Annotated in this window: 15 protein-coding genes; 8 read left to right on the top strand and 7 right to left on the bottom strand. The window is 68.3% G+C overall.

Annotated features, from left to right (window positions below; translation table 11 throughout):
• The first annotated feature begins 121 nt into the window (after nucleotides 1-121).
• Nucleotides 122-1,459, top strand: coding sequence for an MATE family efflux transporter (locus IG54_RS0109845; protein ID WP_030780091.1), 1,338 nt, complete (start codon nucleotides 122-124; stop codon nucleotides 1,457-1,459).
• 133 nt (nucleotides 1,460-1,592) lie between these two features.
• Here the strand turns inward: IG54_RS0109845 and rplI are convergent, their stop codons facing one another.
• The 4 genes from rplI to rpsF form a co-directional block, all read right to left on the bottom strand.
• The gene (gene rplI / locus IG54_RS0109840) at nucleotides 1,593-2,039 is read right to left on the bottom strand and encodes a 50S ribosomal protein L9 (protein WP_030780089.1); all 447 of its coding nucleotides are present in this window, start codon (nucleotides 2,037-2,039) and stop codon (nucleotides 1,593-1,595) included.
• 18 nt (nucleotides 2,040-2,057) lie between these two features.
• Nucleotides 2,058-2,294 carry a 30S ribosomal protein S18 gene (gene rpsR, locus IG54_RS0109835; RefSeq protein ID WP_003949403.1) on the bottom strand — a complete coding sequence of 79 codons (237 nt, stop codon included), beginning with the start codon at nucleotides 2,292-2,294 and terminating at the stop codon, nucleotides 2,058-2,060.
• Between the two features lie 73 nt (nucleotides 2,295-2,367).
• Nucleotides 2,368-2,964: a single-stranded DNA-binding protein gene (locus IG54_RS0109830; RefSeq protein ID WP_030780085.1), complete on the bottom strand. Its 597-nt coding sequence runs from the start codon at nucleotides 2,962-2,964 to the stop codon at nucleotides 2,368-2,370.
• Nucleotides 2,965-3,042: 78 nt separating this feature from the next.
• Nucleotides 3,043-3,333, bottom strand: a complete 291-nt coding sequence (gene rpsF / locus IG54_RS0109825; RefSeq protein WP_016644628.1) for a 30S ribosomal protein S6 — start codon at nucleotides 3,331-3,333, stop codon at nucleotides 3,043-3,045.
• Nucleotides 3,334-3,599: 266 nt separating this feature from the next.
• On the opposite strand from rpsF, the gene IG54_RS0109820 reads away from it, so the two are divergent.
• The 3 genes from IG54_RS0109820 to IG54_RS0109810 all read left to right on the top strand — a co-directional run bounded on the left by IG54_RS0109820 (nucleotide 3,600) and on the right by IG54_RS0109810 (nucleotide 6,328).
• A complete protein-coding gene (locus IG54_RS0109820; protein ID WP_030780079.1) occupies nucleotides 3,600-3,914 on the top strand; it encodes a hypothetical protein in 315 nt (104 codons plus the stop codon).
• 195 nt (nucleotides 3,915-4,109) lie between these two features.
• Nucleotides 4,110-5,231: a lipid II:glycine glycyltransferase FemX gene (locus IG54_RS0109815; protein WP_030780076.1), complete on the top strand. Its 1,122-nt coding sequence runs from the start codon at nucleotides 4,110-4,112 to the stop codon at nucleotides 5,229-5,231.
• A gap of 65 nt (nucleotides 5,232-5,296) precedes the next feature.
• Entirely contained in the window at nucleotides 5,297-6,328 is a 1,032-nt protein-coding gene (locus IG54_RS0109810; protein WP_030780073.1) for an alanine racemase, read from the top strand.
• Between the two features lie 80 nt (nucleotides 6,329-6,408).
• On the opposite strand, the gene IG54_RS0109805 is transcribed toward IG54_RS0109810, so the two are convergent.
• Complete coding sequence (locus tag IG54_RS0109805) at nucleotides 6,409-7,959, bottom strand: glycosyltransferase 87 family protein (protein WP_030780070.1); 1,551 nt, start codon at nucleotides 7,957-7,959, stop codon at nucleotides 6,409-6,411.
• A gap of 86 nt (nucleotides 7,960-8,045) precedes the next feature.
• Nucleotides 8,046-10,841 carry a transglycosylase domain-containing protein gene (locus tag IG54_RS0109800; protein ID WP_078593917.1) on the bottom strand — a complete coding sequence of 932 codons (2,796 nt, stop codon included), beginning with the start codon at nucleotides 10,839-10,841 and terminating at the stop codon, nucleotides 8,046-8,048.
• A gap of 374 nt (nucleotides 10,842-11,215) precedes the next feature.
• On the opposite strand from IG54_RS0109800, the gene IG54_RS0109795 reads away from it, so the two are divergent.
• The 4 genes from IG54_RS0109795 to IG54_RS0109780 all read left to right on the top strand — a co-directional run bounded on the left by IG54_RS0109795 (nucleotide 11,216) and on the right by IG54_RS0109780 (nucleotide 14,996).
• Nucleotides 11,216-11,902, top strand: a complete 687-nt coding sequence (locus tag IG54_RS0109795) for a PadR family transcriptional regulator (RefSeq protein ID WP_030780063.1) — start codon at nucleotides 11,216-11,218, stop codon at nucleotides 11,900-11,902.
• Between the two features lie 59 nt (nucleotides 11,903-11,961).
• Nucleotides 11,962-13,044 carry an inositol-3-phosphate synthase gene (locus tag IG54_RS0109790; RefSeq protein ID WP_030780060.1) on the top strand — a complete coding sequence of 361 codons (1,083 nt, stop codon included), beginning with the start codon at nucleotides 11,962-11,964 and terminating at the stop codon, nucleotides 13,042-13,044.
• A gap of 78 nt (nucleotides 13,045-13,122) precedes the next feature.
• On the top strand, nucleotides 13,123-14,379 hold the full coding sequence (locus tag IG54_RS0109785) for an MFS transporter (protein ID WP_030780057.1): 1,257 nt from the start codon (nucleotides 13,123-13,125) through the stop codon (nucleotides 14,377-14,379).
• Between the two features lie 113 nt (nucleotides 14,380-14,492).
• Nucleotides 14,493-14,996 (top strand): LppU/SCO3897 family protein, encoded by a 504-nt coding sequence (locus IG54_RS0109780; RefSeq protein WP_030780055.1) that lies wholly within the window; start codon nucleotides 14,493-14,495, stop codon nucleotides 14,994-14,996.
• Between the two features lie 106 nt (nucleotides 14,997-15,102).
• Here IG54_RS0109780 and IG54_RS0109775 read toward each other — a convergent pair whose 3' ends face one another.
• A complete protein-coding gene (locus IG54_RS0109775; RefSeq protein ID WP_030780053.1) occupies nucleotides 15,103-16,545 on the bottom strand; it encodes a CCA tRNA nucleotidyltransferase in 1,443 nt (480 codons plus the stop codon).
• Nucleotides 16,546-16,734: the final 189 nt, after the last annotated feature.

Genomic DNA, 16,734 nt, shown 5'->3' with positions numbered 1-16,734 from the left:
AAACTTTTCCCATGGGGCCAAGATCACGACAAACGGCACCCCACCGAGCGTCCGACGCGACCCGAAGTAAGGGTCACTAGAAGCTTGCATCTCTTACCTGTGGAAGATTAGATTGATGCCCATGACACAGGCTTCCGCCGCACCCAAGGCCGACCGACGCAGACATGACCGAGAGATCATCGCGCTCGCTCTCCCCGCCTTCGGCGCACTGGTGGCCGAGCCCCTCTTCGTGATGGCCGACAGCGCCATCGTCGGCCACCTCGGCACCGCGCAACTGGCCGGGCTCGGCGTCGCCTCGGGCCTTCTCGCCACCGCGGTGAGCATCTTCGTCTTCCTCGCCTACGCCACCACCGCCGCGGTCGCCCGCAGAGTGGGAGCCGACGACCTTCCGGCCGCCATCCGCCAGGGCATGGACGGCATCTGGCTCGCGCTGATCCTGGGCGCCGCCGTCATCGCCGTCTTCCTGCCCGCCGCACCGTCGCTCGTGGACGTCTTCGGCGCCTCGGACGCCGCCGCCGGTTACGCGGTCACATACCTGCGGATCTCCTCGCTCGGCATCCCCGCCATGCTCGTCGTCCTCGCCGCCACCGGCGTACTGCGCGGCCTCCAGAACACCCGGACACCGCTCTACGTCGCCCTTGGCGGCTTCGTCGCCAACGGCCTCCTCAATGTCGGCCTGGTCTACGGCGCCGGCTTCGGTATCGCGGGTTCCGCCTGGGGCACCGTCATTGCCCAATGCGGCATGGCTGCGGTCTACCTCTTCGTCGTCGTACGCGGTGCCCGGCGGCACGGTGCCTCGCTGCGCCCCGACGCCGCCGGCATCCGGGCCTGCGCCCAGGCGGGGGCACCGCTCCTGGTCCGTACGCTCTCGCTACGGGCCATCCTGATGATCGCGACAGCCGTGGCCGCGCGTCTCGGTGACGCCGAGGTGGCCGCCCACCAGATCGTGCTCTCCCTGTGGAATTTTCTCGCCTTCGCACTGGACGCCATCGCCATCGCCGGGCAAGCGATCATCGCCCGCTACCTCGGAGGCAACGACCCGTCCGGGGCCCGTGCTGTCTGTCGGCGCATGGTGCAGTGGGGCATCGCCTCGGGAGTCGTGCTCGGCCTGCTGGTCGTCCTCGCACGGCCCCTGTTCATCCCGCTCTTCACCGGTGACCCCAGCGTCCAGGACACCGCGCTGCCCGCTCTCGTGGTCGTGGCGCTCGCCCAGCCGATCTGCGGCATCGTCTTCGTACTCGACGGTGTCCTGATGGGCGCGGGCGACGGGCCCTATCTCGCGTGGGCGATGCTGATCACGCTGGCGGCCTTCACCCCGGTCGCCCTGCTGGTGCCGGCCCTCGGGGGCGGGCTGACCGCCGTATGGGGGGCGATGACGGTGATGATGATGGTGCGGATGGTGACCCTGTGGCTGCGCTCCCGCTCCGGCCGCTGGATCGTCACGGGCGCCACGCGCTGAGCGGCGTTCCTCCATGTTTCACGTGAAACAGGGAACCAAGGGGGGACCAGGAGGGCAGGAGCACAGGCTCCACGGCAAAGGGGCCGCACCCGATGGGTGCGGCCCCTTCACTCAGTCCAGCCAAGCGGAACGCTTAGGCGGAGACGACCTCGACGTTGACCTTCGCGGCAACCTCGGGGTGCAGACGCACGGACGTCGCGTGGGCGCCCAGCGTCTTGATCGGCGAGCCCAGCTCGACGCGGCGCTTGTCGATCTTCGGACCACCGGCAGCCTCGATCGCCGAAGCGACGTCAGCCGGGGTGACGGAACCGAAGAGACGACCGGCGTCGCCGGAGCGGACGGCCAGACGGACCTTGACGCCCTCGAGCTGGGCCTTGATCTCGTTGGCCTGCTCGATCGTCGCGATCTCGTGGATCTTGCGAGCACGACGGATCTGCTCGACGTCCTTCTCGCCGCCCTTGGTCCAGCGGATCGCGAAGTTCCGCGGGATCAGGTAGTTGCGGGCGTAGCCGTCCTTGACGTCTACGACCTCGCCGGCGGCACCGAGGCCGGAGACCTCGTGGGTGAGGATGATCTTCATTAGTCGGTCACCCTTCCCTTATCGCGCGGTGGACGTGTAGGGCAGCAGCGCCATCTCACGGCTGTTCTTCACGGCCGTGGCGACGTCACGCTGGTGCTGCGTGCAGTTGCCGGTCACGCGGCGGGCACGGATCTTGCCGCGGTCGGAAATGAACTTCCGCAGCATGTTCGTGTCCTTGTAGTCCACGTACGTGACCTTGTCCTTGCAGAAAGCGCAGACCTTCTTCTTAGGCTTGCGCACAGGCGGCTTCGCCATGGTGTTTCTCCTGTGTGATCAAGAAGTGGGGGTACGACCCACCCTCGGCCCGGAGGCCTGAAAGCCCTGAGGCTTAGAAGGGGGGCTCGTCCGAGTAGCCGCCACCGGAGCCGCCGGAGCTTCCGCCCCAGCCGCCTCCGCCGCCGCCCTGCTGCTGGCCGCCGCCGGCCGGCGCACCGGTCGCCCAGGGGTCGTCGGCGGGAGCCCCGCCGCCACCCTGCTGCTGACCGCCGCCGGAGCCACCGCCCCAGCCGCCGCCCTGCTGGCCGCCACCGCCGCCGCCGTAACCGCCCTGGCCACCTCGGCCGGTGGTCTTGGTGACCTTGGCCGTGGCGTTCTTCAGGCTGGCGCCGACTTCCTCGACGTCCAGCTCGTAGACCGTGCGCTTGACGCCCTCACGGTCCTCGTAGGACCGCTGCTTCAACCGGCCCTGCACGATGACGCGCATGCCTCGCTGGAGCGACTCCGCGACGTTCTCCGCCGCCTGACGCCAGACCGAGCAGGTCAGGAACAGGCCTTCGCCGTCCTTCCACTCATTGGTCTGCTTGTCAAAGATGCGGGGGGTGGACGCGACACGGAACTTCGCGACCGCCGCACCGGAAGGGGTGAAGCGCAGCTCGGGGTCGTCGACAAGATTGCCGACGACCGTGATGACGGTCTCGCCTGCCATGGGGGAACCTCTCGGCGGGTTTGCTGCTGGCTGCTTGTTGCTGCTACTCGATTCCCGGGTGCCGCTGAGCTAGAAAGCTCAGTGCATCTCGGGACGGAGGACCTTGGTCCGGAGGACCGACTCGTTCAGGTTCATCTGTCGGTCGAGCTCCTTGACGACCGCAGGCTCGGCCTGGAGGTCGATGACCGAGTAGATGCCCTCGGGCTTCTTCTTGATCTCGTAGGACAGACGACGACGGCCCCAGGTGTCGACCTTCTCGACCTTTCCGTTGCCCTCACGGACGACGGAGAGGAAGTTCTCGATCAGCGGGGAGACAGCGCGCTCCTCGAGATCGGGGTCGAGGATGACCATCACTTCGTAGTGACGCATGTGGAACCCACCTCCTTTGGACTCAGCGGCCACGGTCGTTCCGTGGCAGGAGGGTCGTGATGCGTACGCAACCGTATCGGCCGCCACTGACAATCGGCTTCCGCGAACGGAAGCTCCTGCCGTGGCCCGGGCAGACACGGGTGCAGACGGTACAGACTACCCGCACCGAGGCTTCCGGTTGAAATCCGGCGGCGGACGGGCAGAATCTGTACACATCGGGTGTGTATGGCGCTACGATGCGCCGCTTTCCGCAGGAGGTGCCTCACATGGCACAGACGATGCGACACAACACCACTACCTCGCTCCTCGCCTCGGACGGCAAGGCCCATCCGCTCCAGGACACGCTGGTCGGCGTGACGCTGGTGCTGGGTGCGATCGCCTTCGTGACGGCGATGTTCCACAACCTCCATCTGCTCAGCTCGTGGACGGGCCTGGTCGGGATCATCACCGGTGCGTACGGCCAGTTCATCTCGGTCACGACCCGAGAGCGCTTCGGCCTGATCCTGGGCATGGGCGCCTCAGCGATCGGGTTCTTCCTGGGCATGGCGCACGGCGGGCTCTTCGGCGGAATCGTCGGCTGACCGCCGCACGGCACCTCGTCCCGGTCCGGGGCCAGGGACCGGGCCAGGGACCGGGCCAGGGGCAGGGCCAGGGGCAGGGCCGAGGGCGTAGGTTCCGTACGGCCAGACGGGGCGCTCGCAGGGCGCAGTAGGCTTCGGCGCGAGAGCCGGAGCCCCTGAACCCATGGGGACACACCAGCCCGAGGAGCGCCCCGAATGAGTCTGACCCTGAGGACCATCAGCCGCGAGCAGCATCTGGCGTACATCCAGACACTGCCGTCGGCGAGTCATTGCCAGGTCCCGGCATGGGCTGACGTGAAGAGCGAATGGCGCTCGGAGAACCTGGGCTGGTTCGACGACACGACCGGCCAGCTGGTCGGCGCCGGCCTGGTGCTCTACCGACAGCTGCCCAAGTTGAAGCGGTACCTCGCGTACCTTCCCGAGGGCCCGGTCATCAACTGGTACGCCCCGAACCTCGACGAGTGGCTCCAGCCGATGCTGGCGCACCTCAAGCAGCAGGGCGCCTTCTCCGTGAAGATGGGCCCGCCCGTCGTGATCCGCCGCTGGGACGCTCCGGCGATCAAGGCAGGCATCCAGAACCCGGACGTGAAGCGGCTGCGGGACGTTGAGGCGACGTTCATCGAGCCGCGTGCCTTCGAGGTCTCCGACCGGCTGCGCCGCATGGGCTGGCAGCAGGGCGAGGACGGCGGCGCCGGCTTCGGTGACGTGCAGCCCCGCTTCGTCTTCCAGGTGCCGCTGGCCAACCGCTCTCTGGACGAGGTCCAGAAGGGCTTCAACCAGCTGTGGCGGCGCAACATCAAGAAGGCCGAGAAGGCGGGCGTCGAGGTCGTCCAGGGCGGCTACCAGGACCTTGCCGAGTGGCAGCGCCTCTACGAGATCACGGCCGTGCGCGACAAGTTCCGCCCGCGCCCGCTCGGCTACTTCCAGCAGATGTGGCAGGCCCTCAACTCGGAGGACCCCAACCGCATGCGGCTGTACTTCGCCCGGCACAACGGCGTGAACCTGTCGGCCGCCACGATGCTCGTCGTCGGCGGGCACGTCTGGTACTCCTACGGCGCCTCGGACAACATCGGGCGCGAGGTCAGGCCCTCGAACGCGATGCAGTGGCGGATGCTCCGCGACGCGTACGCCATGGGGGCCACGGTCTACGACCTGCGCGGCATCTCCGACTCCCTGGACGAGACGGACCACCTCTTCGGTCTGATCCAGTTCAAGGTGGGTACCGGCGGCGAGGCCGCCGAGTACATCGGCGAGTGGGACTTCCCGCTCAACAAGCTGCTGCACAAGGCCCTCGACATCTACATGTCGCGCCGCTGATCCCGCACAATTCGTTTCATCACTCTGATACACCGCAGACACGAGAAAGGTTCCGGGATCCAGCCATGGCGCTCACGCTCTATGTCGACACCGCGCGCTGGCGGGCACATCACAAGCACGTGCTGGAGCAGTTCCCGGGCATCGTCCCGGTCTGCAAGGGCAACGGCTACGGCTTCGGTCATGAGCGCCTGGCCGAGGAAGCCACGCGTTTCGGCTCCGACATCCTCGCCGTGGGCACCACCTACGAGGCGGCCCGGATCAAGGACTGGTTCAGCGGCGACCTGCTGGTCCTGACCCCCTTCCGGCGGGGCGAGGAGCCCGTGCCGCTGCCCGACCGCGTGGTCCGCTCCGTGTCGTCGCTGGACGGCGTGCACGGCCTGGTGGGCGCCCGCGTCGTCATCGAGGTCATGTCCTCGATGAAGCGCCACGGCATCAGCGAGCAGGAGCTTCCGCAGCTGCACGCCGCCATCGAGGACGTACGGCTGGAGGGCTTCGCGCTCCACCTGCCGCTGGACCGCACCGACGGCTCCGACGCCGTCGAGGAGGTCATCGGCTGGATGGACCGGCTGCGCGCCGCCCGCCTGCCGTTGCACACGATGTTCGTCAGCCACCTCAAGGCACACGAACTCGCCCGTCTCCAGCAGCAGTTCCCGCAGACCCGCTTCCGGGCACGCATCGGCACGAACCTCTGGCTCGGCGACCACGAGGCCACCGAGTACCGCGGCGCCGTCCTGGACGTCACCGCCGTCGCCAAGGGCGACCGCTTCGGCTACCGCCAGCAGAAGGTCGCGTCCGACGGCTGGCTGGTCGTGGTCGCCGGCGGCACCTCGCACGGCGTCGGCCTGGAGGCCCCGAAGGCGCTGCACGGCATGATGCCGCGGGCCAAGGGCGTCGCCCGCGCGGGCCTCGCGACCGTCAACCGCAACCTCTCGCCGTTCGTCTGGGCGGGCAAGCAGCGCTGGTTCGCGGAGCCGCCGCACATGCAGGTCTCCATCCTCTTCGTGCCCTCCGACGCACCGGAGCCCAAGGTCGGCGAGGAACTGGTAGCCCATCTGCGGCACACCACCACGCAGTTCGACCGCATGGTGGACCGCTAGCCCTAGCGGAAGGGCCGGACGCGACGCGTGTCGTGTCCGGCCCTTCCGTCGTCAGCGGGTCCGTGAGCAGGCCTGTTCGCTCAGGGCGAAACCCCGTCGGTGGCCGTCCCCCACTTCACGTACGGCCCCTCACTGGAGTGCGCCACGGGCCGCCCGGGGAGTGCCGCCGTCCCCAGAACGAAGACATCCTCGGCCCCGTCCAGAACACCGCCCGCGGGGTCGTCGTCCCCGCCCCGTCGCACCACGTCCCGCTCCGGCATCAGGATGTCGCGTACGACCACGGCGCACAGGTACAGCGTCCCCAGCAGGTGGACGACGATGGCTCCTTGGTAGCCCTCGGTGGGCAGTCCCTTGTGAGCGTCACCGCTCGTCGTGTACGCCAGGTACATCCAGATCCCGAGGAAGTACGCGACCTCGCACACCTGCCAGATCAGGAAGTCCCGCCAGCGCGGCCTCGCGAGCGCGGCGAGGGGAATCAGCCACAGGACGTACTGCGGTGAGTACACCTTGTTGGTGAGGATGAAGGCGGCGACCACCAGGAAGGCCAGCTGCGCGAAGCGCGGACGGCGTGGCGCGGTGAGCCCGAGCGCGCCGATGCCCAGACAGGCGAGGAACATCAGCGCCATCGCCAGGGTGTTGACGGTGTCGGTGGCCAGCGGGGAGTCCATGCGCTGGTTGAGGATCAGCCAGAAGGAGCCGAAGTCGACGCCGCGTTCCTTGCTGAACGTGTAGAACTTCGACCAGCCGTCGCCCGCCAGCAGTATCACCGGGAGGTTGACGGCGAGCCAGGTGACCGCCGTGCCGAGCAGCCCGATCCCGAACTCCCGCCCCCGGCCCGCCCGCCAGCACAGGATCAGCAGCGGTCCGAGCAGCAGCACGGGGTAGAGCTTGGCGGCTGTCGCGAGCCCCAGGAGGACACCGAAGGCGAGGACGCGCGCGCGGGACCACATGAGCATCGCGGCGGCCGTCAGGGCGACGGCCAGCAGGTCCCAGTTGATGGTGGCCGTCAGGGCGAAGGCCGGTGCGAGAGCGACGAGCAGCGCGTCCCAGGGGCGGCGCCGGTGTGTGCGGGCGACGCAGACGGCGGCGACCGCTGTGCAGGCCATCAGTATCCCCGCGTTGACCATCCAGTAGATCTTCTCCTGGTGCTGCATGGATCCGCTGCCCGGCGTCACCCAGGAGGCCATCTCCATGAACATCCCGGTCAGGACCGGGTATTCGAGGTACTCCATGGTGCCGGGCAGCTTGTCGAAGTACGGCACGAGACCGTCCGCGAAACCGCGGCCCTGGTAGAGGTGCGGGATGTCCGAGTAGCAGGCGTGCGTGTACTGCGAACTCGCGCCGACGAACCACGCGCCGTTGTAGCACGGCATCTTCTGGACCATTCCGAGCGCGAACATCCCGATCGCAACGAGCGCGATGATGCGTACGGGAGACCACCAGGTCGAGGCGGACAGCGCTCTGCGGCCGAGCGGACCGCCGAGCAGCTCGCTGCCGGCCCGGGCGACCTCGTCCTCCTTCGTCGGCCGCACCGCGGGCGGTTCCTGCGGGGTCACGGGCTCGTGCACGCGCGTGCTCGGCGTCTCTGCGCCGGGGGCGGCGCTGCGGTCTGCACTAGGCATGCCCGCCATCCTGCCGTACGCGACTGAGAACACGGAGAGGGCCGCCACACCGGTCGGTGTGGCGGCCCTCGTTTCACGTGAAACATCCGGTCGGCTCAGCCCGTCGGGCCGCCGAAGATCCCTCCGCCGTTCTGGTTCCCGTTGCTGTTGCCGGGCGGGTCAGCCGTGGGAGGCGGTGATTCCCCGCCCGGACCACCGTCGGCGCCACCGTCCTCGGAACCGCCGTTGGCGCCACCGTCGGCGTTGTTGCACTCCCAGTCCCACTGGGAGCAGGACTCCTCGGGCTCGGGTGACTGCGTCGTGGGAGGCTTCGTCGTCTCCGTCTCCGTGGGTGTCGGCGACGACGGCTCGTCCTCCGGCTCCTCGGTCACCGTCGGGCTCGGCGCCGGAGGCGGCGTCTCACCGACGACCCTGCCGATCGGGTCCGGCTCGGGGAAGGCCATCACGCGCTCGCCCCGGAGCGCCTTCGACATGTAGTCCTGCCAGATCTTCGCCGGGAACGAGGCGCCGTGGATCTTCTCCTCGCCGCCCGTGCCGAACATCTCCAGGAACTCGCGCTTCTTGTTGGCCTCGTTGTCGTCGAGCCGGTACATGCTGATGGCCGTCGACAGCTGCGGGGTGTAGCCGACGAACCAGGCGGACTTGTTGCCGTCGGTCGTACCCGTCTTGCCCGCGACCGGACGGCTGCCCAGCTGGGCCGAGGTGCCGGTGCCCTTCTCGACGACGGTCCGCAGCACGTCGGTGACGTTGTCGGCGACCGCCGACGAGAACGCCCGCTTGGTCTTCTTCGGATGCGTGTAGACCGAGTCGCCCTCGTGCACGACCTCGGTGACCGAGTACGGATCGTTCTGCTTGCCGCTGGCGGCGAACGTGGAGTACGCCCCGGCCATCCGGATCGCGCTCGGCGAGGAGGTGCCGAGCGAGAAGGACGGGTAGTTGGAGCTGGCCATGGAGTTGTCGTCCTTGAGGCCGGCGAGCATCGCCGCCTCCTTCACCTTGCTCAGGCCGACGTCCATGCCGAGCTGCACATAGGCCGAGTTGACCGACTCCCTCATCGCCTCACGAAGGTCGATCTGGTAGGTCGGCGGGTTGTAGGACTGGTCCCCGTCGTTCTTCTGGTTCCACTGCTTGCCGTCGCGGTCGGTCCAGACCGTCCTGTTGTAGTTCTTGATCTTGAGTTCGTTCTTGCCGCTGTACAGGCTCTTCGGGTTGACGACCGTGCGCTGGGCCTCGCTCTGGATCTCCGGCCCGCCGGGATCGCGCACGCCGTACTTGAAGGCGGCGGCCAGCACGAACGGCTTGTACGTCGAACCCACCTGGGCGCCGGTCTGGTCGGCGTTGTTGGTGAAGTGCTTCGTCGCGTCGACACCGCCGTAGATCGCCCTGATCGCCCCGTCCTTGGGATCCACCGACGCCCCGCCGAACTGGACGTGCGTGTCCTTCTCGGGACGCAGCTTCGGGTTGATCTTGTCCTTGCGGACCTTGTTCACGGCCTTCTCGAGCTCGTCGACCTTCTTCCTCTGGAAGGTCGTGTGGATCTCGTAGCCGCCCTGCTGAAGCTGCTCGGCGGTGATGTCCGTGTTGCGGATGACGTACGCCTTCGCCAGGTCCACGAGGTAACCGGTCTGACCGGCCAGCTGGGTGTTGGACCGCGGGTTCTCCAGCTTCGGAAAGTCCCGGTACTTGTTCCGGTCCTCGGCGGTGAGGCGGCCGTCCTTGACCTCCTCGTCGAGGATCCACTCCCACCGCTTCTTGGCACGCGCGCGGTTGTCTTCCGGGCTGGCCGCAGGGTCGATCTCGGGGTAACCGGCCGGGTCGTAGTACGTGGCGCCCTTGAGCACCGTCGCGAGAAGCGCGCACTCGCTCGGGTCCAGCTCCCTGGCTTCCTTGTCGAAGTACGCCCGCGCCGCCGCCTGGATGCCGTAGGCCCCACGGCCGTAGTAAGCGGTGTTGAGGTAGCCGGCCATGACCTTTTCCTTGGGTTCGGTCCGGCCGACCTTTATGGAGATGAAGAGTTCTTTGAACTTCCGGCTGAACGTCTGGGACTGGTCGCCCAGGCGCGCGTTCTTCACATACTGCTGGGTGATCGTGGAGCCACCCTGGGTCTGCCCGCCCTTGGCCATGTTGACCACGGCACGCGCGATGCCCATCGGGTCGACGCCCTTGTCGCTCTCGAACGTCTTGTTCTCCGCCGACATGACGGCGAAGCGCATCTCCTTGGGGATGTCGTCGTAGTCGATGATCTGGCGGTTGCGCTCACCGCCGGTGGCGACCATCTGCTTGCCGTCGGCCCAGTAGTAGACGTTGTTCTGGGCCTCGGCCGCCTTGTTGACGTCCGGCACCTCCACCAGCGCGTACGCGATGCCGGCGACCGCCATCAGACTGCCGACGAAGCTGAGGAAGAGGCCGCTGACCAGGCGCCACGACGGAATCCAGCGCCGCGCGCCACGCCTGCCCGCGCGCGGGTAGTCGATGAACCGCTTCTTGCCGGACGGTTCGGGGCCACGGCCCCTGCCGCGCCCGGCACCACCCGAACCCCCGGAACCGCCCCCACCACGGCGCCCGCCACCACCGGCGCGCCCGCCGCCGGCGGCCTCGGCGGATCTGCGGCGACCGCCGCCCGCGCCGACCGAGCCGCTGCGCTGCGCGGCACGACGAGCCTCGGCCCGGCCGCCGTAGGGCCTGCCCTCCTCGTCCGGGGCACCGGATCCCTGCGCCCCATAGGAGGTCCCATGAGAGGTCCCATGGGAGGGCCCATATGAGGAAGAGGACGGTTCAGTGGCATCTCGCGGCGCCGCACGGCGGCCCGACGGCGCCCCTGGGGCGCCACGCCTGGCCGCGGCGCGTCCGCCGCCCTGCGGCTGCGGCGGTTTGCGACGGTGCTCGCTCATCGAACGATTACTCCTCGGGCAGGCGCAGCTGTCCGCGCCTGGAAACGGCGGCTGGTTTCCGGTCCCCCCGAAGTACGGATGCGCGCGATCCGGCGCTCACCCGCACTACACCGGGGACGACGACGCTCCCTGGCGTCACTTGGTTCCCGGCGGCATGCATGGCGCACAGACTACGCACCGTCAAAACCCTCTTAGAGCCGAAGTTCACCCCAAATCAGGCAACTTACTTCCTACGAATCGGTGATGTGACGCCGTTCACCGTGCCCCCTCTTGTCTCAACCCGATCACCGTTCTATCGTCTCGATGTATCGAGTCGATACATCAGCTCGGCATAAAGGCCGTACTGAGGGGACCTCGGCAGACGGGAGGCGAAGATGAGCAGGCGCTCCGGCATCCTGGAATTCGCCGTCCTCGGCCTCCTCAGAGAGTCTCCGATGCACGGCTATGAGCTGCGGAAACGGCTCAATACGTCGCTGGGGGTGTTCCGCGCCTTCAGCTACGGAACGCTCTACCCCTGCCTCAAGACGCTGCTCGCCAACGGCTGGCTGATCGAGGAGGAGGGCAGCACCTCCGAGGACGCCCTCGCGGCTCCGCTCACCGGGCGACGCGCCAAGATCGTCTACCGGTTGACGGCGGAAGGCAAAGAGCACTTCGAGGACCTGCTCTCGCAGACCGGCCCCGACGCGTACGAGGACGAGCACTTCGCGGCCCGCTTCGCCTTCTTCGGACAGACCTCACGGGACGTACGCATGCGGGTGCTGGAGGGCCGCCGCAGCCGCCTCGAGGAGCGTCTGGAGAAGATGCGCGCCTCCCTGGCCCGTACCCGGGAGCGCCTGGACGACTACACGCTTGAGCTACAGCGGCACGGCATGGAGTCCGTGGAGCGCGAAGTGCGCTGGCTGAACGAGCTCATCGAGAGCGAGCGAGCGGGACGGGACCAGCAACGGCCCGCCCCCGGAAGCTCCGCTCAGCAGAACAGCACATCTGGGGAGTCGGCGGGCCTGCCCCGGCGGCGGGACAACGACCCGCCGCCGGATCCGTCCGATGACCCCGCCAAGTGAGACCCAGCGTTCCGCGGGGTTTCAACCGGAATACCGAGAACACACAGGGAGCAACCGGAATGGGTTCGGTTCGCGTAGCCATCGTCGGCGTGGGCAACTGCGCCGCCTCGCTGGTCCAGGGCGTCGAGTACTACAAGGACGCCGACCCGGACGCCAAGGTCCCGGGCCTGATGCACGTCCAGTTCGGCGACTACCACGTCGGTGACGTCGAGTTCGTCGCCGCCTTCGACGTCGACGCGAAGAAGGTCGGCCTCGACCTCGCGGACGCGATCGGCGCCAGCGAGAACAACACCATCAAGATCTGCGACGTGCCGAACACCGGCGTGCAGGTCCAGCGTGGCCACACCCTCGACGGCCTGGGCCTGTACTACCGCCAGACCATCGAGGAGTCCGCCGAGGCCCCGGTCGACATCGTCCAGGTCCTCAAGGACCGCGAGGTCGACGTCCTCGTCTGCTACCTGCCGGTCGGGTCCGAGGACGCCGCGAAGTTCTACGCGCAGTGCGCCATCGACGCCAAGGTCGCGTTCGTCAACGCCCTGCCGGTCTTCATCGCCGGCACCAAGGAGTGGGCGGACAAGTTCACCGAGGCCGGCGTCCCGATCGTCGGCGACGACATCAAGTCGCAGGTCGGCGCCACCATCACGCACCGCGTCATGGCGAAGCTGTTCGAGGACCGCGGGGTCCGTCTTGAGCGCACGATGCAGCTCAACGTCGGCGGCAACATGGACTTCAAGAACATGCTCGAGCGCGACCGCCTCGAGTCCAAGAAGATCTCGAAGACGCAGGCCGTCACCTCGCAGATCCCCGACCGCGAGATGGGCGAGAAGAACGTCCACATCGGCCCGTCGGACTACGTCGCGTGGCTCGACGACCGCAAGTGGGCGTACGTCCGCCTCGAGGGCCGCGCCTTCGGCGACGTCCCGCTGAACCTGGAGTACAAGCTCGAGGTCTGGGACTCCCCGAACTCGGCGGGTGTCATCATCGACGCCCTGCGCGCCGCGAAGATCGCCAAGGACCGCGGTATCGGCGGCCCGATCCTCTCCGCGTCCTCGTACTTCATGAAGTCCCCGCCGGTGCAGTACTTCGACGACGAGGCCTACGAGAACGTCGAGAAGTTCATCAAGGGCGAGGTCGAGCGCTAAGCGCCCTCTCCTTGTGGTGTGTTGAGGGTCCCCGGGCATTTCGCCCGGGGACCCTCCTCGTATGTGAAGGTGGGGGCCATGGCTGTCGTCGGTGACCTGCGAGTCCTCCTGCGTCTGCGGGATTTCCGGCGACTGCTCGCCGTACGGCTGATCTCCCAGAGCGCGGACGGCGTCTACCAGGTCGCGCTCGCCACATACGTCGTCTTCTCACCGGAGAAACAGACCTCGCCCGGGGCGATCGCCTCCGCGATGGCGGTACTGCTCCTTCCGTACTCGCTGATCGGCCCCTTCGCGGGCGTTCTCCTGGACCGCTGGCAGCGCCGGCAGGTCTTCCTCCACGGGAACCTCCTGCGCGCCGTGCTGGCGGCGCTGACCGCCCTGCTGATGCTCGGCGGCGTCCCCGACTGGCTCTTCTACGCCTCAGCGCTCTGCGTCACGGCCGTCAACCGCTTCGTCCTCGCCGGTCTTTCGGCCGCGCTGCCGCGGGTGGTGGACGCCGACCGCCTGGTCATCGCCAACTCCCTCTCGCCGACCGCGGGGACGCTCGCCGCGACTATGGGCGGTGGCCTCGCATTCGTCGTCCGCCTGTCGGGGTCGGACTCGGACGCGGCGGTGGTCCTCCTCGGGTCCGCCCTGTACCTCTGCGCGGCGCTCGCCTCGCTCCGCATGACCCGCGAACTGCTCGGTCCGGACCTCGACTCGGTGCGGCCCCGGCTCGGGGAGGCGCTGGCCGGCACCGCGCGCGGCCTGGCAGGGGGAGTACGGCACCTGTCGGAGCGTCCCGCGGCGGCCCGCGCGCTGGCCGCGATGACGGTGCTCCGGTTCTGCTACGGCGCGCTGACGGTCATGGTCCTGATGCTGTGCCGGTACGCCTGGACGTCGTCGGAGTCCGAGGGGCTCGCGCTGCTCGGGCTCGCCGTGGGCATCTCCGGGGCCGGGTTCTTCGCCGCGGCCGTGGTGACGCCGTCGGCGGTCGGGCGGTTCGGAGCGGGCGGATGGATCGCCGCCTGCGCGGGTACGGCGGCGGTGCTCGAACCGGCCCTCGCCCTCTCCTTCGCACCGGTCCCGCTGTTGGTCGCCGCGTTCGTGCTCGGTCTGACGACCCAGGGCGCGAAGATCGCCACGGACACGGTGGTGCAGTCGGCGGTGGACGACGGCTTCCGTGGCCGGATCTTCTCCCTCTACGACGTGCTGTTCAACGTCGCCTTCGTGGGTGCGGCGGCAGTAGCAGCCCTGATGCTGCCGCCTGACGGCCGATCCGTTCCGCTGGTCGTCACCGTGGCATTGCTCTACGCAGCAATTGCAGTGGTTATGGCCCGTTTTGACGTGCAGTAAGTGTCACATCAGTGCCACAGAGCCGCTCTGGGCTTCAGAGATGTCAGTGGACCCCGATAACTTACGGGCGTCTTATCCGGCCATCGCGCTCTCGTTCGAGGGGACCCTCAAAAGTGACCACTCCGCCGCCCCAGGGCCAAGCTCCGTACCCGCCCCAGGGCCAGAACCCGTACGGCCAGCCCCCGGCCGGTGCGCCGTACCCCCCTCAGCCGGGCCAGCAGGGCGTCCCGCAGCAGCCTTACCCGGCGTACAACCAGGGCGGGCCGGTTCCTCCGCCGGCTGCTCCGAGCCGGGGCGGCCGCGCCAAGAAGTTCGTCCTGCGCATCGTCGGCTTCATTCTCGTCGCCATCCTCATAGCCGTCGGCAAGTGGTACTTCGGACAGAGCGATGCCGAGACGACCTCCGTGGGCAGTTGCATGCACAACAAGGGCACACAGGGCGTTCCCGACCTGGAAGAGGTCGACTGCTCCTCGAGCGACGCCGAATTCAAGGTGGTCGAGAAGTTCGACGGCACCAGCGACAGCACCAAGTGCGAGACCGTCAAGACCTCCGAGATCGCCTACTACCAGCAGGGCAAGGGTCACAACCTGGTGCTCTGCCTGAAGAAGACGAAGTAGGGGACAGCCGAGGGGCGCTGCTTCACGGTTTCACGTGAAACAGCGCCCCTCGGCGTATACCGGTCAGGTGGTGTGTTTCACGTGAAACACACCTGACGACCGGCTCTCAGTCCTGCGCCTCCCACCACTCCTTGAGCGCCGCCACCGCCGCGTCCCGCTCCATCGGGCCGTTCTCCAGCCGCAGTTCCAGCAGGAACTTGTAGGCCTTGCCGATGGCCGGTCCAGGGCCGATGTCCAGGACCTTCATGATGTCGTTGCCGTCCAGGTCGGGGCGGATCGAGTCCAGCTCCTCCTGTTCCTGGAGGCGGGCGATGCGCTCCTCCAGGCCGTCGTACGCGCGCGACAGGGCGTTCGCCTTGCGCTTGTTGCGCGTCGTGCAGTCCGAGCGGGTCAGCTTGTGCAGGCGCTCCAGGAGGGGGCCCGCGTCGCGCACGTAGCGGCGTACGGCCGAGTCCGTCCACTCGCCCGTGCCGTAGCCGTGGAAGCGCAGGTGGAGTTCGACGAGGCGCGAGACGTCCTTCACCAGCTCGTTGGAGTACTTGAGCGCGGTCATGCGCTTCTTGACCATCTTGGCGCCCACCACCTCGTGGTGGTGGAAGGAGACCCGGCCGTCGCTCTCGAAGCGCCGCGTCTTCGGCTTGCCGATGTCGTGCAGCAGCGCCGCGAGCCGCAGGGTCAGGTCGGGGCCGTCCGTCTCCAGCGCCATCGCCTGCTCCAGGACGATCAGCGAGTGGTCGTAGACGTCCTTGTGCCGGTGGTGCTCGTCCCGCTCCAGACGCAGCGCAGGAAGCTCCGGGAGGACGCGTTCGGCGAGCCCCGTGTCGACGAGCAGGGCGAGGCCCTTGCGCGGGTACGCGGAGAGGATCAGCTTGTTCAGCTCGTCCCGTACGCGCTCCGCGGACACGATGTCGATGCGCTCGGCCATCGCCTTCATCGCGGCGACCACCTCGGGCGCCACCTCGAAGTCCAGCTGCGCGGCGAACCGCGCTGCCCGCATCATCCGCAGCGGGTCGTCCGAGAAGGACTCCTCGGGGGTACCGGGAGTGCGCAGGACACGCTCGGACAGGTCCTCAAGGCCGCCGTGCGGGTCGACGAACTCCTTCTCGGGGAGCGCCACGGCCATCGCGTTCACGGTGAAGTCACGGCGGACGAGGTCTTCCTCGATGGAGTCGCCGTAGGAGACCTCGGGCTTGCGCGAGGTCCTGTCGTACGCCTCCGACCGGTACGTCGTGACCTCGATCTGGTAGCCCTCCTTCTGGCAGCCGACCGTCCCGAAGGCGATCCCGACCTCCCACACCGCGTCGGCCCACGGCCGGACGATCTTCAGTACGTCCTCGGGGAGGGCGTCGGTCGTGAAGTCCAGGTCGTTGCCGAGCCGGCCGAGGAGTGCGTCCCTGACCGAGCCACCGACCAGGGCGAGAGAGAACCCGGCCTCCTGGAAACGGCGGGCGAGGTCGTCCGCGACAGGGGACACGCGCAGCAGTTCGCTGACCGCGCGGCGCTGCACCTGGCTCAGTGCGCTGGGATTGTCTTCGTTGGCGTTCGGCACAACAGAAAAGGGTACGTGCCCCGGGCGCCGGGAGCCGACCCGATTCCCGCGCGCCCGCTCACGGCCCGTGACGCCGTCCACCCACGACCCGTGACGCCGCCCGCCCACAGCCCGTGACGCCCGTCACCCACGACCCGTCGCACCGCCCCGGCCGGGTCTTCCGATCCCGTGGAGCAGTCCGCGGCACTT

Origin of the sequence: Streptomyces sp. NRRL S-920 (assembly GCF_000717945.1) — a bacterium.
Taxonomy (GTDB): Bacteria; Actinomycetota; Actinomycetes; order Streptomycetales; family Streptomycetaceae; genus Streptomyces; species Streptomyces alboniger.
The sequence above is the reverse complement of the archived record's forward strand: the minus strand, read 5'-3'. Positions and strand labels throughout refer to the sequence as shown.